The sequence below is a fragment of the Gracilibacillus ureilyticus genome (assembly GCF_900111195.1).
Classification (GTDB): Bacteria; Bacillota; Bacilli; order Bacillales; family Amphibacillaceae; genus Gracilibacillus; species Gracilibacillus ureilyticus.
The window spans coordinates 80,526-96,673 of sequence record NZ_FOGL01000017.1 but is presented as its reverse complement, the minus strand read 5'-3'; the positions used below and the strand labels follow the sequence as shown (position 1 = coordinate 96,673).

Below are 16,148 nucleotides of genomic sequence, written 5' to 3'. Positions count from 1 at the left end.
TCCCCCATTTCTTAGCCTATTTACGGGCAAGTTCACTCCATACATCAAATTTATTACCGTCCAGATCTTGAAAAACAAAGTTCCTTCCAGCATGCCCTCTATTTTCTATTTCCCCCACTATAATTCCAGCCTCCATAAAGTCCTGATGAATTTCTACTAATGCTTCCATTCCATCCACTTCAAATGTTAGGCTGAATTGCTCTTCCCCATGTTTATCTATAAAATTAGCAGTCTGGTGATCCTTTGCTCGAACAAGGAAGAAACTTTGGTCTGCTAGATTAATAATAGCTTTGTCTTCATCCTTATAACTAAGCTCCCCTCCCAGTTTCTCCACATACCATGCTGCCGACACCTCCACATTACGAACAGGTATATAATTCGTTCCGACTCGCTCCAGTTTATGTTTCACAGGTCTTCCTCCTCCATTTTCATAGATATGCCAAACAAAAATCACGATAAATTTCTCCAATTATACCTTCCAATTGATGAACCCCTGTATCAGTGTTTGTCATAATAGCGAATCCAGTCTCTTTTTCCGGAAAAGAGACCATTATTGATTGAAAACCAGAACCCCAGCCAAGGGATGTGATCTCCAATTCTTTTTTAGAATGGTCAAGAAAAACACCTAAACCGGTCCAGTTTCTTTCAAATTGCGGGCTGATCATTTCCCGTGCACTTTTTTCAGATATCCCTATTTTACTTCTTCCTTTAAGCGCATTCATTAATTCTGCCATTAATTGAGCTAGATCTGATGCTGTTGTCCAAAGACCGCAAGCTGCAGGATATGGATATCTCGGGTAACCGCCCATCACCATTTCCCCTTCTTTATTATAGCCATAAGCAAAATTCCTCTCAGCAGGTCGCGTATTATATGTACAATTGTTCAGGGATAATGGCTGAAAGATATATTCATCAATTAACATATTAAATGAACGGCCCATTACATCTTCCAGCATTTGCTGAATGACACAATATCCAGCATCAGAATAATGAAATTCAGCTTCCGGTCTGTATTTTACAGTAACCGAATCTCTATGATATCCTGTCTTCCCTACTAAGATATCAGTAATAGATGGAGTCAGGTCACCCGCCTTCATTTCCATAAAACTACCTTCAGGGTCTGTCACACCAGATTGATGTGACAGCAAGTTTCGTAATGTTACTTTCTTATCCTTCATAAATTTGTTATCAGGGATCTTCCAGCTGCTAAGTCTTCTGTTTACATCTTCATCCAAATCAAAAAATCCCTGATCAGTTAATTTTACTGCCAACAATGCAGTTACAAATTTACTAATCGAACAGGCGTGAAAAAGTGAATGACTGTTCACATATCTTTCAGTCCCTTTTTCCAGAACTCCGTAATTCTTTACCTCTGTCACCTCATTATAACGAACTACGGCTAGACTCAATCCATTAACAGTATAAACTTCTGAAAGCTTCTCCATCTTATCAATGAAATTCTTCATCCAATCATCCTTCTCTTTTGGATGATTATACCATACAAAAAGGAATATATGTTCTGTTTTTAAAAAAAACGTTTGTAAAGACATTATCCCTATCGCGGCACTGTGACTTGTAAGTATTCACTGATGGCATTCAGTGCATCTTTATCATCATAGCCCCTCGTTGTGAGTGTTACATTTGAACCCTGTACAAGATTAAGGGAGAGCAAACCTAAAATACTTTTCACATCAATATGATAGTTATTGAATTGTAATTTCACATCACTCTCAAAGTTTTGCGCTAAATTCGTCAGATCGGACATCCCTTTTGGTCCTAGCGCCCTGTTTATTGTCATATCTTTTACATACATATAATCAGCTCCTTTTTTGTATATTATATCCAAAATCAGAAGCTGTATCAGTAAAATTTAGCGGAAGAGAAAATCCCCCCGCCAAGGTTTACTCACTTTCCTTTATAATGCCGGTATCGACGTAAGAGACTACACCGGTATGTGCATTCATTTTCTCAATATGCCCACCTGTTTCCGGAAACTCGACGAGATATGAGAGTGTATATGTTTTTGGATCATCCAAACTTTTAACGGCACGAACTAAGGTCATTTCCAGTTCATTAAAAAAACGCTGTTCTGCTACTTTCATCGAGAAAGATGGAACAGTGCTTAGCTGTTTAAGGCTTTCTATTTGCTTATTCGTCAGGAAAGTAATTGAACATTCACGTATGATTCCCGAATAAACGCCTATATGGACATGTGCGTCATATCCTAATAATCTCATTTCTTGATGCACTCTGTAAAATCTGAACATTACGGTTGGTTCTGCTTCCGGGTAATCTTCCCATTCTTCCCCCTGATCGTGTACGACTACTTCGATTTCTTCTCCATCTGATGTTTCTTCAATATTTTTTAAAAAGTCCTGTTCCGAACTAAAATCATCTGGGTCCTCCAGAACATATTTCTCATGGACATTTCCAACGACCAATTCAAGATACTCAACCGCTCTTTCTTGCATGTTTTCTCTAGATAACTCAGAAAGTTCCTCATTCTGTTCAAATGGAAGGTTGGAATAGCTAAAATGGCCTGTTTCCCCGTTGTAAATGGAGATAACAGCTTCTTCTTCCTCCTCATTTATGGAAACAGCCGGATCTACCCAGATTACGGATTGATCTTCTCCCGCCTTTCTCACTAAGTGATTTTGTACATTCAGCATCTCCTCCATTGTCTCTGACGGATGGACCTCAGTTAAATCATGTACGGGAGGCTCTTTAGTTCCCATAAACTCCAAAATCGAATCTAATTTGCCATCAACAGTGACTCCCACTATTTCATCCTTTGCACGATATATCAGTTCTGCCTCACCAAAGCGGTCCTCTCCATGACCAGGCAGATTGATAGAAAGCTGGAGATAACCAGAAGCTTGCAAGATTTCTTTCGCCTCATCCTTTGTGATCTGTAGAGATGGATATTCTAACACAATGTCAGTTTGTCCAATAGAAGCTGACCTAAGGGCTGCATCTCTTGTAAAATATAAGGAACATCCTGTATTTGGGATAAACAGACCAAGTTTTGGATCGCGTTCCTCGTAAGAAATCATATAATTATTTTCCGCAAATTCACACAATACACTAAAATGTACTTCTCTATCTACAAATGTTTCCACAAATAACTGTGCCAATCTCAGCATTTCTTTTACTTGCGCAGGAACAGAGATATCTACAACAGATTCTTCCTCCTCATAATCAATTTCTGCGTGATATCCTTCAAATTTCCCATCCTCGCTCAGCTCAATAGTTCCGTAAACTTCTTTTGTGAGTATATTTACTATTTGACATGAGTATTCTTCATCTACCATTTCAATCTCTGGGTTACCAGGGATAAATGGCTGTAATTTTTTCTTTAAATCTTCCATTAAGTCACTCCATCTCTTTTTTTATATAACGTATACGAATGAATTTGGAAATGGTTTCACTTTTTAAAGGGAGGCGAATGGGGAAAATACGGGGAATTCAAAAAGGAGGGGACAGAGAGTCATTCTCCCTGTCTTATGCTTTTACATTAAGGCCAAGGTAAGAAAGTGCTTCTTTAACTGTCGCCATTGTTGTAAATGGGGATAAATCGATACCCTGGCTCGTTGCTTCTACGGCTAGTTCGGCTCTTAATCCGGTAATAATGGACTTCACACCAAGCATTGCTAACACACTGCTTATCCTGAAAAGAGAATCTATGACAACATTATCTAATGTGTAAACTCCTGAAAAATCAATAATTAAATAGGTGATGTTCTGTTCATGCACTTTAACTGGTACCAAATCTAAAAGCTGTGCAGCTTTTTCCTGATCGATTTTCCCTCCTAATGGCAGCACACCGATTTCCTCTACAACCGGAACAATTGTTGCTGACAATTCATTGATTTCTGTTTCCATTTCCTTTTGCAGGGCTTCCCGCTTTTTGCGGTCAGTGATATCTTTTATGTATGTCTGTATTGCCTTCGTCTCTCCCATTATAAGCGGGTGACAATATAACTCTACATCTACGGCGGTTCCGTCCATCCTGTATACTGTTTCTTCAATAACATCTGCTGGATGCGAGTAGGCACCTGCTATTCTCTTTCTAATGGAAGATTTCGATGTTTCCTTGAAAATGTCCAGTGGGCTGCCTCCGATAACAGCTTCTTTCACTGTCATAAATAATTGTTCCGCAGCCTTGTTAATATATATAATTTTGTGATCTGAATGAATGATAAGTGGATCAAGCGAATATTCCATCACTTCACGATAATCTATCGCTGATATGTTATCCGTCACAATTATCCCTCCTTTTCATTCAGTGTAACACACACATCCATAAGAATCTCTGATCACGATTAAATTCTTTTAACAGCCGTTCATTTCCCGGGCAATATCAATCCCTTCTGTTATACAGATGGATTATGTTTCCCCATGAAAAATCCCGATCTCATGCAAAACTTCATCAAGTGACTTCTCATTTTTCGATTTCATCCTTAGGGCTACTCTCTTATCAAATGCTAGTTCTGCCGTTGTTTTATTCGGTACAATTACACAAGAAATACCTGCGTTTATTGCAGCCAGAGAACCGTTTGGAGAATCTTCGAAAACAATTGCGTCTTCAGGTGTAATATGAAAATGGTTCAGCACTTTGAGGTAAAGATCTGGTGCCGGCTTCACTTCTTCCGCATCATCAGCAGTAAAAATTACATCAAAATAGTCGGTCAGATTTAGTTTATCTAAATGCTCATCAACCCAGCTTCTCCTGGAACTGGAAGCAATTGCAGTCATTATACCAAGCTGTTTTGCACGTTTTAAATAATCCACTACTCCATCACGGGGTAATTGATCTGCAATTAATTCCTTGTATACTTTTCTTCTCTCCTGTCTGACTGTATCCCGGTCTATATTCGGTATACAATGAAGCAATTGCTCGTACGGATCAAAAGCCAATGAACTGCCGATTCCTTTAAGCCATGATTCGATTGGAAATTCGATATTATATTTCTGATATAATTGTTGAAAAGACTCCAGTTCAAACGTCTCTGTATCAAAAATTAATCCATCAAAATCAAAGATAATTGCTTTAACCATTTTCGAACCCTCCTCACCTCTAATATCTTCCATATTAACACATTATTCCTTAAATCAGACTATCTAACCAAGGAATCTATCAAAAAAGTGTCCGGGCGATTTGCCCGGACACTATCTTAATCATATCGAACCGATTCATCACCAAGCCCGCTATCTTCATACAATCCATCAGTTTCATAGTATTTTGCTTCCAATGCCTGAAATTCGCTTGTTTCACGAATATTATCAAAAAACACATCATATAGTGCGTTTTCAAAGTAATACGGATCATATTCTAACACGATCTCTAAATTTGTTATGGCGTCTATTGTATTCTGGTTATATGCTGCAATTGCAGCCATTCCGTAATAGCCATCCGGATATTCCGGATAGTCTGTGATAATTTTCTGATACATTATCTCAGCCTCCTGAATCTGTTCATAGTAGAGGTGGAGATCTGCTTTATATGTATGAACAGCAACGTTTTCCGGATCAATCGCTAGTATGTGATCAAGCATTTCCAACGCTTGTGTCTGGTTATTAAGAAAATCGTAAGCATTTGCCATCACCCAGTATGCATCAATATCTTCAGGTAAATATGTCAGGTACCTTTCCATATAATCAATCGTTTTTTCATACTCTGCTAAATCATAATAGGTTATCCCTAACCCGTAATAAGCAGAAGCGGTATCTTCGGAAATATCATAATCAATAGCTGTTTCATATGCATCGATACCCGACTGGTAATTTCCCAATCCGTAATAAATGTTTCCCAGATTAATATATTCATATGCTTCGTTAGGTTCAATAGCGATAGCCTGCATAATTACTGTCAATGCTTCCTCATTTCTTCCCAGCATGTTTAATGCCCAGCCTTTATTATTTAAAGCAGTATCATTGTCCGGTTCAATTTCTAAAACTTCATTGACGACCTCCAGGCCTTCTTCATAGTTTCCTTCATTGATTAATGCATATGCTTTATTATTTAATGCTGTTAGGTCTGCTGGTTCTTCCTCTAAATCTGTTTCTGCATTTGTCAGAATTGTTTCATAGTCCTCTTCTTCAATTGCTTTATTGTATTGAACAGTGTCATATATCTGCACAGCACCATTTCCCCAGTTGTATAAGAGAAAGATGAAAGCCATTGTGTGAACAACATAGACAACAGGCTTCATTTTATAAAACTCATGATATTTACAAAAACCAATTACAAAAATCAGCAAGCTCCAACCAAAAAGAATTACTTCAAAAAATAAAACTATATTAAATAGTAATGCTTCCTTTTCTGTCATAGAAACAAACAACTCTGAAGTAAAAATATCCGGGAATAAAATTATCTCTACTATCCAAAACGGGATTAATAACATCAACGGTAATAAAGACCAGCCAACCGCTATTTCCATTTGCCGGTAGGTTGCTTTTCCTTTAAAAAGACGACCGATTTTCTCTGCAAAAAAAGCTCCGACTTTTATTGCGATAAAACCAACTAATGGACTGAAGATCATAGCCAAAATAATGAGTGCACTGACAGAAAAGTGTTCGCCCATCTCAGCGATATAAAAACGGTTTAGTAAGTTGATGAACCCTAATCCCATTGACAGAGATAATAATTGCAGTACTGTTATCTGTTTCTCACGCCAAATCTCAAAAGTATGGGATGGCTGTGACAAAAAAGATAACCAGCGACTTTCCTTTTCATTTTCCATTGATAAACCTCCTCAAGTAAACATTCATCATTATAATATATGGACAATAAAATTGTAAATATTTATCTTTATTTGAAAAAAATAATAGTTGGATAGTCGGAGATAGATGAAGAGATATATGTAGAATTCACTATTTCATTCTGCGTGTTTCTAATTCTTTATCACTATAAAAAAAATGCCTGCTCCCAGAGGAACAGGCATTTCTTTTAATAATTACTGTCACTTCCAAAGAAGTTTTTGAATGACTGGATGTTCGTATCACGATTTAATGCAGCGATCGATGTTGTTAATGGAATTCCTTTCGGACACACTTGAACACAGTTTTGTGAGTTACCGCATCCAGTAATTCCGCCATCTTCCATTAAGGCATCCAGGCGTTCTGCTTTGTGCATTTCACCTGTAGGATGTGCGTTAAATAGGCGAACCTGTGAAAGTGGTGCAGGTCCGATAAAATCAGATTTGCTGTTCACGTTCGGACATGCTTCCAAGCAGACACCGCAAGTCATACATTTCGATAATTCATAAGCCCACTGGCGTTTTTTCTCAGGCATTCTTGGTCCCGGCCCTAAATCGTACGTACCGTCAATTGGAATCCATGCTTTAACTTTCTTCAATGAATCAAACATCCGGCTGCGGTCAATGACTAAGTCACGGACAACAGGGAATGTAGACATTGGCGCAATGGTTATTGGCTGTTCCAGTTTATCAACAAGTGTGGAACAAGCCTGGCGCGGTTCATCATTGATAACCATTGAACAAGCACCGCACACTTCCTCTAAACAGTTAGATTCCCAGGAAACTGGCGGGCGTTTTTCTCCATTCGCATTAACCGGATTTTTCTGGATCTCCATTAATGCCGAAATGATGTTCATATTTTTACGGTAGTTAACTTTGAATGTCTCCTGATAAGAAGGAGAATCCGGACTGTCCTGACGAGTGATAATGAGCGTTATTTTCTCTTCTGCCATCTCTTGCTACCCCCTCTGTTATTTTTTCTTACTGTAATCACGTTTTCTCGGTTTGATTAATGAAACATCAACATCTTCATAAGAAAACTTCGGAGCATTTGCTGCAGCATCAAATGATGCCATTGTTGTTTTGAGCCATTCCTCATCATTACGTTCAGGGAATTCCGGTTTGTAATGTGCTCCGCGGCTTTCGTTTCGGTTATATGCACCTTGTGTAATAACACGGGCAAGGTGTAACATATTTTTCAATTGGCGGGTAAACATAACTCCCTGGTTATTCCAGCGGGAAGTGTCATCCATATTAATGTTTTCCCATCGCTCTAGTAATTCCTGAATTTTTTCATCTGTTTTTAACAGTTTTTCATTTTCACGAACAACGGTTACGTTATCTGTCATCCATTCACCAAGTTCTTTGTGGATCTGGTATGCATTTTCTTCACCACGCATGTTAATTAACTGCTCGAACTGGTCTTCTTCTTTCTTCAGCTGCTGATCAAATACTGTTGACGGTATATCATCAATTGTTTTCTCTAATCCCTCGATATATTTAATTGCATTCGGTCCTGCAACCATACCTCCGAAGATAGAGGATAACAATGAGTTTGCACCAAGACGGTTTGCACCGTGCTGTGAGTAATCACACTCACCTGCTGCAAAAATACCAGGAATGTTTGTCATCTGGTCGTAATCTACCCAAAGTCCACCCATAGAGTAGTGTACTGCAGGGAAGATTTTCATCGGTACTTTTCGCGGATCTTCACCAACAAATTTTTCATAGATTTCAATAATTCCGCCAAGTTTAACATCAAGCTCTTTTGGATCTTTATGGGATAAATCAAGGTATACCATGTTTTCCCCGTTAATTCCCAGTTTCTGATTAACACAGACATCAAAAATTTCACGTGTTGCAATATCACGTGGTACAAGGTTTCCGTATGCAGGATATTTTTCCTCTAAGAAATACCATGGCTCTCCATCTTTGTATGTCCAGATACGACCACCTTCTCCCCGTGCAGACTCACTCATTAACCGGAGCTTGTCATCACCAGGGATAGCTGTCGGGTGAATCTGAATAAACTCACCATTTGCATAAATCGCACCTTGTAAGTATAAAGAAGCGGCTGCAGACCCTGTGTTAATTACAGAGTTGGTTGATTTACCAAAGATGATACCAGGACCGCCTGACGCAAATATTGTGGCATCCCCTTTGAATATTTTAAATTCATGGGATTTAATATTTTGACCGATAACTCCGCGGCCAACACCCTCTTCATCAATGATTGCTGAAACAAATTCCCAGCCCTCATACTTTGTTACAAGACCTTGTACTTCATAACGGCGTACCTGCTCATCTAACGCGTATAATAACTGCTGTCCTGTTGTAGCACCAGCGAATGCAGTACGGTGATGCTGTGTACCACCGAAACGGCGGAAATCAAGTAAACCTTCGTTCGTCCGGTTGAACATAACACCCATCCGATCGAACATATGAATAATACCTGGCGCTGCATCACACATCGCTTTTACTGGCGGCTGATTGGCTAAAAAGTCCCCGCCGTACACTGTATCATCAAAGTGGATCATCGGAGAATCCCCTTCTCCTTTTGTATCTACCGCACCATTAATTCCACCTTGTGCACAAACAGAGTGAGACCTTTTTACAGGAACAATCGATAATAAGTCTACATGTACTCCTGCTTCTGCTGCTTTGATTGTGGCCATCAGTCCCGCAAGACCACCACCGACAATAACAATATTGCGATCACTCATTCATACTCACTCCTTCTTTTTCTAACATTACTAATCTATTAAACAAATGCGAACAATGCGCGAATACCTATATATGTTACCGCAAGGAAAACGATTAAAGTAGCATATGTAGCAATTTTCTGTGAGCGAGGCGTTACCGTAATCCCCCATGTCACTAAAAAGCTCCATAACCCATTTGCGAAGTGGAATGTTGTAGAAACAACACCAATCACATAGAACCAGAACATTGCCGGACTAGCCAGAATGTCTTCCATTAAGCTGTAATCCAGTTCAACGTTTCCAAGTCCGATTTGCACACGCGTCTGCCATACATGCCAAACGATAAAAATAAGTGTAATAATCCCTGTAATTCGCTGCAGGAAGAACATCCAGTTACGGAAGAAGCCGTAACGTCTTACATTATTTCTCGCAACAAAGACAATATACACCCCTAATACCGCATGAAACAGTATTGGTAAAAAGATAATAAGTGTTTCCAGTGCATAACGGAATGGTAATGATTCCATAAAATGTGCCGCTTTGTTGAAACTCTCTGGCCCATACACTGCGAAGTGATTGACAACCAAGTGCTGGATCAAAAAGATACCAATTGGCACTACCCCTAATAATGAGTGTAACCTACGATATAAAAAGTCCCTATTCTCCATCTCTTGTACCCCCCTCTAATCTAGATAAATGTAAAAATTTCAACATACGATTTCCTATCAAACTACTTTAAAGCGCTTTACATCCCGTCATAAAAGATTTCTCTTTCGTTTCCTCCTTTATGAACAAGACAACCCATCCAAAGAAATTCGTATATTGTCAACACAACTATTGTACTTCTAACGCGGGAAAGCGTCAAGAAAACGAATACTTTTTCTAATGATTAATTGTCGATTTATAAGGGTATAAAACTACTATTCTCTATCACACAAAAAAAGAATAAATCATATTACTTATTGCACCATTTGACAAAAAAGTAGATAATAAAATTATACGTATTGTTTGGTTAGAGAGGGGTCCAATTTTGACAGAAAAAAAGACAAATATCGCAACAATTATTGCCAATCTTCATATTACGGGTAGTGGCTATGATCTATTACGCTATATCGGATTACCTGACATGCTTGGTAAGGAATCCGATTTAATCTTATATGTAATGGGAAAGAACCTAGCAGAAAAAAGTGATTGGGTGACAACAGAAGAGGTGCTCGAATTCTTTCTCCATGTAGGCTGGGGCGATTTGGTTCTTGCACAGGAGAAGCGACGGGGCTATGTGTTTCACCTAAGCGGCGAAGTGATCGATGCCAGGCTGGAAACAATAGAAAATGTGGAATTCCGTCTGGAAGCTGGTTTTCTGGCAAAGGCAATGGAACAAATTACCGGAAAACCGTGTGAATGTATTGCAGAAATCAAGAAAAACTTAGTAGAGTTTCACGTTATTTTCAGTGATTAAAAAAAGAAAGATGATCCTTTCTATTCTGAAAGATCATCTTTCTTTAATTTTTCATGAATACTTATCGCAACAGGCTCTGGTATTCCTAATTTCACTAACTCTTCTAAACTTGCATTTTTTATTTCGTTTAAAGATTTATAATGTGTAAGAAGCATTTTCTTCCGCTGTTCTCCCACACCCGGGATATCATCCAGCTGGGATCTGAATGCACTCTTGCCACGTAATTGCCTGTGAAAAGTAATCGCAAATCTGTGAACTTCATCCTGAATTCGCTGGATAAAGTAAAATTCCTGGGAGCGGCGGTCGAGTTGAATAATTTCTGCCGGATCCCCATATAGTAATTCACTCGTTCTGTGTTTATCATCTTTTGCTAAACCGCAGAGCGGAATATCCAGACCCAGTTCATTCTCGAGGACATCAATTGCAGCAGACATCTGTCCTTTTGCACCATCAACAACTATCAAATCAGGTAATGGAGCACCTTCCTTTAATACCCGCTTGTAACGGCGGCGAATCACCTCACGCATTGTTTCATAATCATCAGGCCCTTCGACCTGTCTGATCTTATATTTCCGGTATTCTTTCTTGGCAGGCTTACCATCAATGAAGACAACCATTGCAGATACCGGGTCCGTCCCCTGAATGTTCGAGTTGTCAAAAGCTTCAATTCTGTACGGTGTTTCAATATGGAGTTTCTCTCCCAAGCTTTCAATCGCTTTTACCGTCCGTTCTTCATTCCGCTCAATTAGCGAGAATTTTTCCTTCAGTGCTATTTCGGCGTTCTTTTTCGCTAGATTTGCAAGCTCCTTTTTCTGGCCACGCATTGGAATATGCACATCCACTTCCAGCAGTTCCTTTAAAATCTCCACATCAGTCGGTGCTGGAACAAGAATCTGCTTTGGCTTCGGATGATGGTGATGAAGATAAAAGCTTCCGATAAAGCTTAAGAATGCTTCTTCCGCATCATCAAAAAACGGGAACAAGGATACATCACGTTCAATCAGTTTCCCTTGTCTGATAAAAAATACCTGGACACACATCCAGCCTTTGTCATAGCTGTACCCAAATACATCACGGTCTACTTGATCATTCATTGTCATCTTCTGTTTTTCCATAACTGCTTCTATATGCTGTATCTGATCTCTTAGTTCCTTCGCACGTTCGAAGTTTAATTCATCAGATGCCTTGAGCATTTTTTCTGTTAACTGTTCTTTAATCTTCCGGTGGCCGCCATTTAGAAAACTAGCAACTTCCTGCACAATGGCATCATACTCTGCTTTTGATGGCGGATTTTCTGCGCATGCATAACATTGATGCATATGATAATACAAGCAGTGGCGACCTTTCTGGTTATTACATTTTCTGAGCGGATAAAGACGGTCAAGTAATTTCTTCGTCTCACGTGCCGCGATCACGTTCGGATATGGACCGAAGTATTTACCTTTATCCTTTTTCACCTTTCTTGTGATCAAAAGACGCGGATGGCGTTCATTGGTTATTTTCAGGAAAGGATAGGATTTATCATCTTTCAGCAATACGTTATACTTTGGATCATATTTTTTAATCAAGTTCATTTCGAGAATAAGTGCCTCTATTTCCGAACTTGTTACAATATATTCAAAATCACGGATCTCACGAACAAGCCGTTGTGTTTTCTGGTCATTTGCCCCAATAAAATAAGATCTGACCCTGTTGCGCAGCTTTTTGGATTTGCCGACATAGATGACTGTACCATGTTTGTCCTTCATTAAGTAACAGCCAGGCTGTACTGGCAAAACCGCAAGCTTTTCCTGAATGTGCTCATTCAATTGGGATCACCTCCACCTTACTCTTTTAATTCCTTATCTATTTATTGATACTTAGGTCTGCTTTTTATAAAAATGTATGAAAACAAAAAACAATCCCTTATTATAGTATAGCACTATAATAAGGGATTTGATTACTAATTAAGCATGTTTGTTGATTAATTCAACAAGTGCTTCTTTTGGCTGATATCCAACAACCTGATCAACTACTTCACCGTCTTTGAATAACAGTAGTGTAGGAATACTCATTACACCGAATTTCCCAGCAGTTTCCTGGTTTTCATCAACATCTAATTTGACGATCTTTACCGTTTCACTCATATCTGCATCTATTTCTTCAAGCACTGGCGCGATCATTTTACAAGGGCCACACCATGTTGCCCAAAAGTCAGCTAATACTAAACCTTCGCTAGTTTCTGTATTAAAATTAGAATCTGTCGCTTTTACAATTGCCATTATAATTCCTCCTTGTATAACAAATTTCTAGTCAAGTATATCATTACATATGAAAAAGTTGCTAATACTTTGCTTATAATAACCAAACATCCATTTTTAGACTGACATCACATAATATACACCAACGACGAGAAAAATAATCGCAACTGTAATCAATACATATGCCAATGTTTTCAAATTATGTCACTCCTCTAACCAATACTCGAACCAATGACGAACGACAGCCCAACAGAAATGACCATGGATATAAATCCAACTGCCCTGTTATCACTGGCAATTTCCTTATCAATTTTATAAGTTGGTGTTAAAAACTCAAAGATAAAATAACCAAGAAGTAGTAAAATAAATCCAAATCCGCCCCAAGTGATACTTTCAATAATAGTATCATTATGCTCAATAGAATAACGGAAAATATTCGCGATTCCGAATATCTTCCCCCCTGTCGCCATTGCTACACTCATATTACCCCGTTTAATCTCATCCCAGTTTTTATATGATGTAACCAACTCAAAAATAACGAGAAATACAACTAAGCATAAGACCGCGACACTATACCGTGCCGCTGTATCAACAAACGTGTTTGACCAGAATTCATCCATTCTTCCACCCCCTGAATTATTTCAATTCCAGTACAGTTACACCAGAGCCACCTTCAGACATTTCCCCATCACGCGCATGTGTAATTCGGGAATGGTTTCTTGCATAATCCCGTACACCTTTACGTAGAGCCCCGGTTCCTTTTCCGTGAATGATCGAAACATGATTATACCCAGCAAGCAAGGCATCATCCATGTATTTCTCTAAACGCTGCAATGCTTCTTCAAAACGTTCCCCTCGAAGATCCAGCTCTGGTTTGACATGATAATTTGATCCTCTAACCGTTGCTAACGGTTTTTCAACTGTCGGCTCTTCCCGACGGATAAATAACAGGTCTTTCCTTTTTGCTTTCATTTTCATAATTCCGACTTGGACCTGGAATTCGTTTTTACCGGATTGTTCAATAATCGTTCCTTTTTGATCAAGAGTAAGTAAACGCACTTCATCACCCGGTCTTAATTCCTTAGCTTTTTCTTCATCAAAACTTGCCTGCTGTTTTTTCTCTTTCTTTGATAACTCGGGTTGAGCATCCTGCAACAGTTTCTTCGCTTCAATCCATTCATGCTCTTTCCATTCTGTCTCTGTTTGCATATTACGTAATTCTTCTACAATCAGCTCAGCTTCTTCCCGTGCTTTCGCGACTGCTTTTTCTGCTTTTTCTTCGGCTTTTTTATAAAGCGCTTCTCTTTGTTGTTCGAATTGCTGCCATTGTTTTTCAATATCCTTTTTTAATTGCTCTGCATTCTGTAAAATTTCCTCTGCCTTTTCATAATCATATTCTGCTTGTCTTCTTGATGTTTCCAATGATGCGATCATGTTTTCCACACTTTTGGAATCTGCACCGATATGGGTTTTTGCCTCCTGAATAACCGCTTCATCCAGTCCAAGCCGTTTCGATATTTCAAATGCATTACTTCGGCCCGGAACCCCTATCAACAGCCGGTATGTCGGTTTTAATGTTTCTACATTGAATTCAACAGAAGCATTAATTACCCCTTCCCGGTTATATCCATATGCTTTTAGTTCCGGATAATGGGTTGTGGCAATGACCCGTGCCCCTCTTTGAATCACATAATCCAGAATCGACATGGCAAGGGCTGCCCCTTCCTGCGGGTCTGTCCCTGCCCCTAACTCATCAAATAATAATAGTGACTGATAATCAAATGTCTCGAGAATATCAACAATGTTTGTCATATGGGATGAAAAAGTACTGAGACTCTGTTCAATCGACTGCTCATCACCGATATCTGCGAAAACATTGGAGAATACAGCAAGTTCACAGCCATCAAGTGCCGGGACTTGCAAACCGGATTGTGCCATTAATGTACAAAGTCCGACCATCTTTAATGTGACTGTCTTTCCTCCGGTGTTGGGACCCGTGATAACAATTGCCGTAAAATCCTCACCAAGTTCCACATCATTTGCGACAACTTCGTCTGAATCGATTAATGGGTGTCGTGCCTGTTTCATTTTTATTACACCACGATCATTCATTTTTGGCCGACTAGCTTTCATTGCATGGCTTAACTTCGCCCTGGCAAAAATAAAATCAAGAGCTGCAAGTGCTTCAGCATTTTGCAGTAATAATGCCTCATCTTCTGCTACCCTTACAGAAAGTTCTTTTAAAATACGTTCAATTTCACGTTTCTCATCAACTTTTGCAGCAGATAAAGCATTATTCAGATCCACCACAGATTGGGGCTCCATAAACAATGTCTGGCCTGAAGCGGACTGATCGTGAACAATACCGCCAATTGCAGACTTGTATTCCTGCTTTACAGGTAACACATAACGGTCGTTTCGAATCGTTACAATCGAATCTGAGAGCATCTTCGCTTTAGTTCTTGTTACATTTTCTAATCTATCACGAACTTTGTTTTCATTTGTGCGTATTTTGGAACGCAAGCTTCGTAATTTATCAGACGCACCGTCCATCATATGGCCATTGTCATCAATACAGCTTTTAATTTCCCGTTCCAGTTCATTCAAAGGCACTATTTCTTCACTGATTTCGCGAACAATCGGCAGCTCCAGATCTTCGAGCTTATCAATAAACAGCTTTAATTGTTTCCCGCCATAAATTGTGCTGGCAATCTCGAGGCATTCATGTGTGCTCAGCACTCCTCCAATCGCAGCTCTCTTTACATGTGGTTTAATATCCGTAATTCCACCAAGTGGCACGTTACCTTTTAACCGAATGACATGATAAGCTTCATCTGTTTCATCCTGCCACCTGGTAACTTCTTCTAAATCAGTAGAAGGAGCAAGTGACCGGGCTTTCTCTGCACCAAGTGATGATGCTGCTTGTGCGATTAATTGCTCTTTTATTTTGCTAAATTCCAATACGTTAAAAATTCGCGCATTCATTTCG

Annotated in this window: 15 protein-coding genes; 1 reads left to right on the top strand and 14 read right to left on the bottom strand. The window is 39.2% G+C overall.

All coding sequences use genetic code 11. The features are described 5' to 3' along the window. Window positions 1-16: 16 nt before the first annotated feature. The 10 genes from BMW36_RS15600 to BMW36_RS15555 all read right to left on the bottom strand — a co-directional run bounded on the left by BMW36_RS15600 (window position 17) and on the right by BMW36_RS15555 (window position 10,128). A complete protein-coding gene (locus BMW36_RS15600) occupies window positions 17-409 on the bottom strand; it encodes a VOC family protein (RefSeq protein WP_089742831.1) in 393 nt (130 codons plus the stop codon). Between the two features lie 19 nt (window positions 410-428). After that, window positions 429-1,466 (bottom strand): serine hydrolase domain-containing protein, encoded by a 1,038-nt coding sequence (locus BMW36_RS15595; RefSeq protein ID WP_089742788.1) that lies wholly within the window; start codon window positions 1,464-1,466, stop codon window positions 429-431. Window positions 1,467-1,555: 89 nt separating this feature from the next. Then, entirely contained in the window at window positions 1,556-1,813 is a 258-nt protein-coding gene (locus BMW36_RS15590; protein ID WP_089742787.1) for an HPr family phosphocarrier protein, read from the bottom strand. Between the two features lie 88 nt (window positions 1,814-1,901). Further along, window positions 1,902-3,368, bottom strand: coding sequence for an alkaline phosphatase family protein (locus tag BMW36_RS15585; protein ID WP_089742785.1), 1,467 nt, complete (start codon window positions 3,366-3,368; stop codon window positions 1,902-1,904). Window positions 3,369-3,501: 133 nt separating this feature from the next. Then, complete coding sequence (locus tag BMW36_RS15580) at window positions 3,502-4,263, bottom strand: PAS domain S-box protein (RefSeq protein WP_089742783.1); 762 nt, start codon at window positions 4,261-4,263, stop codon at window positions 3,502-3,504. Window positions 4,264-4,386: 123 nt separating this feature from the next. After that, the gene (locus BMW36_RS15575; protein WP_175480490.1) at window positions 4,387-5,058 is read right to left on the bottom strand and encodes an HAD family hydrolase; all 672 of its coding nucleotides are present in this window, start codon (window positions 5,056-5,058) and stop codon (window positions 4,387-4,389) included. A gap of 116 nt (window positions 5,059-5,174) precedes the next feature. Further along, window positions 5,175-6,743, bottom strand: coding sequence for a tetratricopeptide repeat protein (locus BMW36_RS15570; RefSeq protein ID WP_089742779.1), 1,569 nt, complete (start codon window positions 6,741-6,743; stop codon window positions 5,175-5,177). A 206-nt stretch (window positions 6,744-6,949) separates the two neighbouring features. Continuing rightward, window positions 6,950-7,711, bottom strand: coding sequence for a succinate dehydrogenase iron-sulfur subunit (sdhB, locus tag BMW36_RS15565; RefSeq protein ID WP_089742777.1), 762 nt, complete (start codon window positions 7,709-7,711; stop codon window positions 6,950-6,952). 18 nt (window positions 7,712-7,729) lie between these two features. Next, entirely contained in the window at window positions 7,730-9,481 is a 1,752-nt protein-coding gene (gene sdhA / locus BMW36_RS15560; RefSeq protein WP_089742775.1) for a succinate dehydrogenase flavoprotein subunit, read from the bottom strand. Window positions 9,482-9,519: 38 nt separating this feature from the next. Continuing rightward, window positions 9,520-10,128 (bottom strand): succinate dehydrogenase cytochrome b558 subunit, encoded by a 609-nt coding sequence (locus BMW36_RS15555; protein ID WP_089742773.1) that lies wholly within the window; start codon window positions 10,126-10,128, stop codon window positions 9,520-9,522. Between the two features lie 362 nt (window positions 10,129-10,490). Here BMW36_RS15555 and BMW36_RS15550 point away from each other — a divergent pair, with 362 nt between their 5' ends. Further along, window positions 10,491-10,919 carry a DUF2507 domain-containing protein gene (locus tag BMW36_RS15550; RefSeq protein WP_089742771.1) on the top strand — a complete coding sequence of 143 codons (429 nt, stop codon included), beginning with the start codon at window positions 10,491-10,493 and terminating at the stop codon, window positions 10,917-10,919. A 20-nt stretch (window positions 10,920-10,939) separates the two neighbouring features. Here the strand turns inward: BMW36_RS15550 and uvrC are convergent, their stop codons facing one another. From uvrC to BMW36_RS15530, 4 genes are all read right to left on the bottom strand, one after another. Continuing rightward, the gene (gene uvrC, locus BMW36_RS15545; protein ID WP_089742769.1) at window positions 10,940-12,727 is read right to left on the bottom strand and encodes an excinuclease ABC subunit UvrC; all 1,788 of its coding nucleotides are present in this window, start codon (window positions 12,725-12,727) and stop codon (window positions 10,940-10,942) included. Between the two features lie 138 nt (window positions 12,728-12,865). After that, entirely contained in the window at window positions 12,866-13,180 is a 315-nt protein-coding gene (gene trxA, locus BMW36_RS15540; protein ID WP_089742766.1) for a thioredoxin, read from the bottom strand. A gap of 191 nt (window positions 13,181-13,371) precedes the next feature. Further along, window positions 13,372-13,779, bottom strand: coding sequence for a DUF350 domain-containing protein (locus BMW36_RS15535; RefSeq protein ID WP_089742764.1), 408 nt, complete (start codon window positions 13,777-13,779; stop codon window positions 13,372-13,374). 16 nt (window positions 13,780-13,795) lie between these two features. Further along, entirely contained in the window at window positions 13,796-16,144 is a 2,349-nt protein-coding gene (locus BMW36_RS15530) for an endonuclease MutS2 (RefSeq protein ID WP_089742762.1), read from the bottom strand. Between the last annotated feature and the right edge of the window lie 4 nt (window positions 16,145-16,148).

Excerpts from the sequence above, each read along its gene's own strand:
- BMW36_RS15595 (WP_089742788.1), bottom strand. The coding sequence starts at position 1,466 with ATGAAGAATTTCATTGATAAGATGGAGAAGCTTTCAGAAGTTTATACT.
- BMW36_RS15590 (WP_089742787.1), bottom strand. The coding sequence starts at position 1,813 with ATGTATGTAAAAGATATGACAATAAACAGGGCGCTAGGACCAAAAGGG.
- BMW36_RS15585 (WP_089742785.1), bottom strand. The coding sequence starts at position 3,368 with ATGGAAGATTTAAAGAAAAAATTACAGCCATTTATCCCTGGTAACCCA.
- BMW36_RS15575 (WP_175480490.1), bottom strand. The coding sequence starts at position 5,058 with ATGGTTAAAGCAATTATCTTTGATTTTGATGGATTAATTTTTGATACA.
- BMW36_RS15570 (WP_089742779.1), bottom strand. The coding sequence starts at position 6,743 with ATGGAAAATGAAAAGGAAAGTCGCTGGTTATCTTTTTTGTCACAGCCA.
- sdhB (WP_089742777.1), bottom strand. The coding sequence starts at position 7,711 with ATGGCAGAAGAGAAAATAACGCTCATTATCACTCGTCAGGACAGTCCG.
- sdhA (WP_089742775.1), bottom strand. The coding sequence starts at position 9,481 with ATGAGTGATCGCAATATTGTTATTGTCGGTGGTGGTCTTGCGGGACTG.
- BMW36_RS15555 (WP_089742773.1), bottom strand. The coding sequence starts at position 10,128 with ATGGAGAATAGGGACTTTTTATATCGTAGGTTACACTCATTATTAGGG.
- trxA (WP_089742766.1), bottom strand. The coding sequence starts at position 13,180 with ATGGCAATTGTAAAAGCGACAGATTCTAATTTTAATACAGAAACTAGC.
- BMW36_RS15535 (WP_089742764.1), bottom strand. The coding sequence starts at position 13,779 with ATGGATGAATTCTGGTCAAACACGTTTGTTGATACAGCGGCACGGTAT.
- BMW36_RS15530 (WP_089742762.1), bottom strand. The coding sequence starts at position 16,144 with ATGAATGCGCGAATTTTTAACGTATTGGAATTTAGCAAAATAAAAGAG.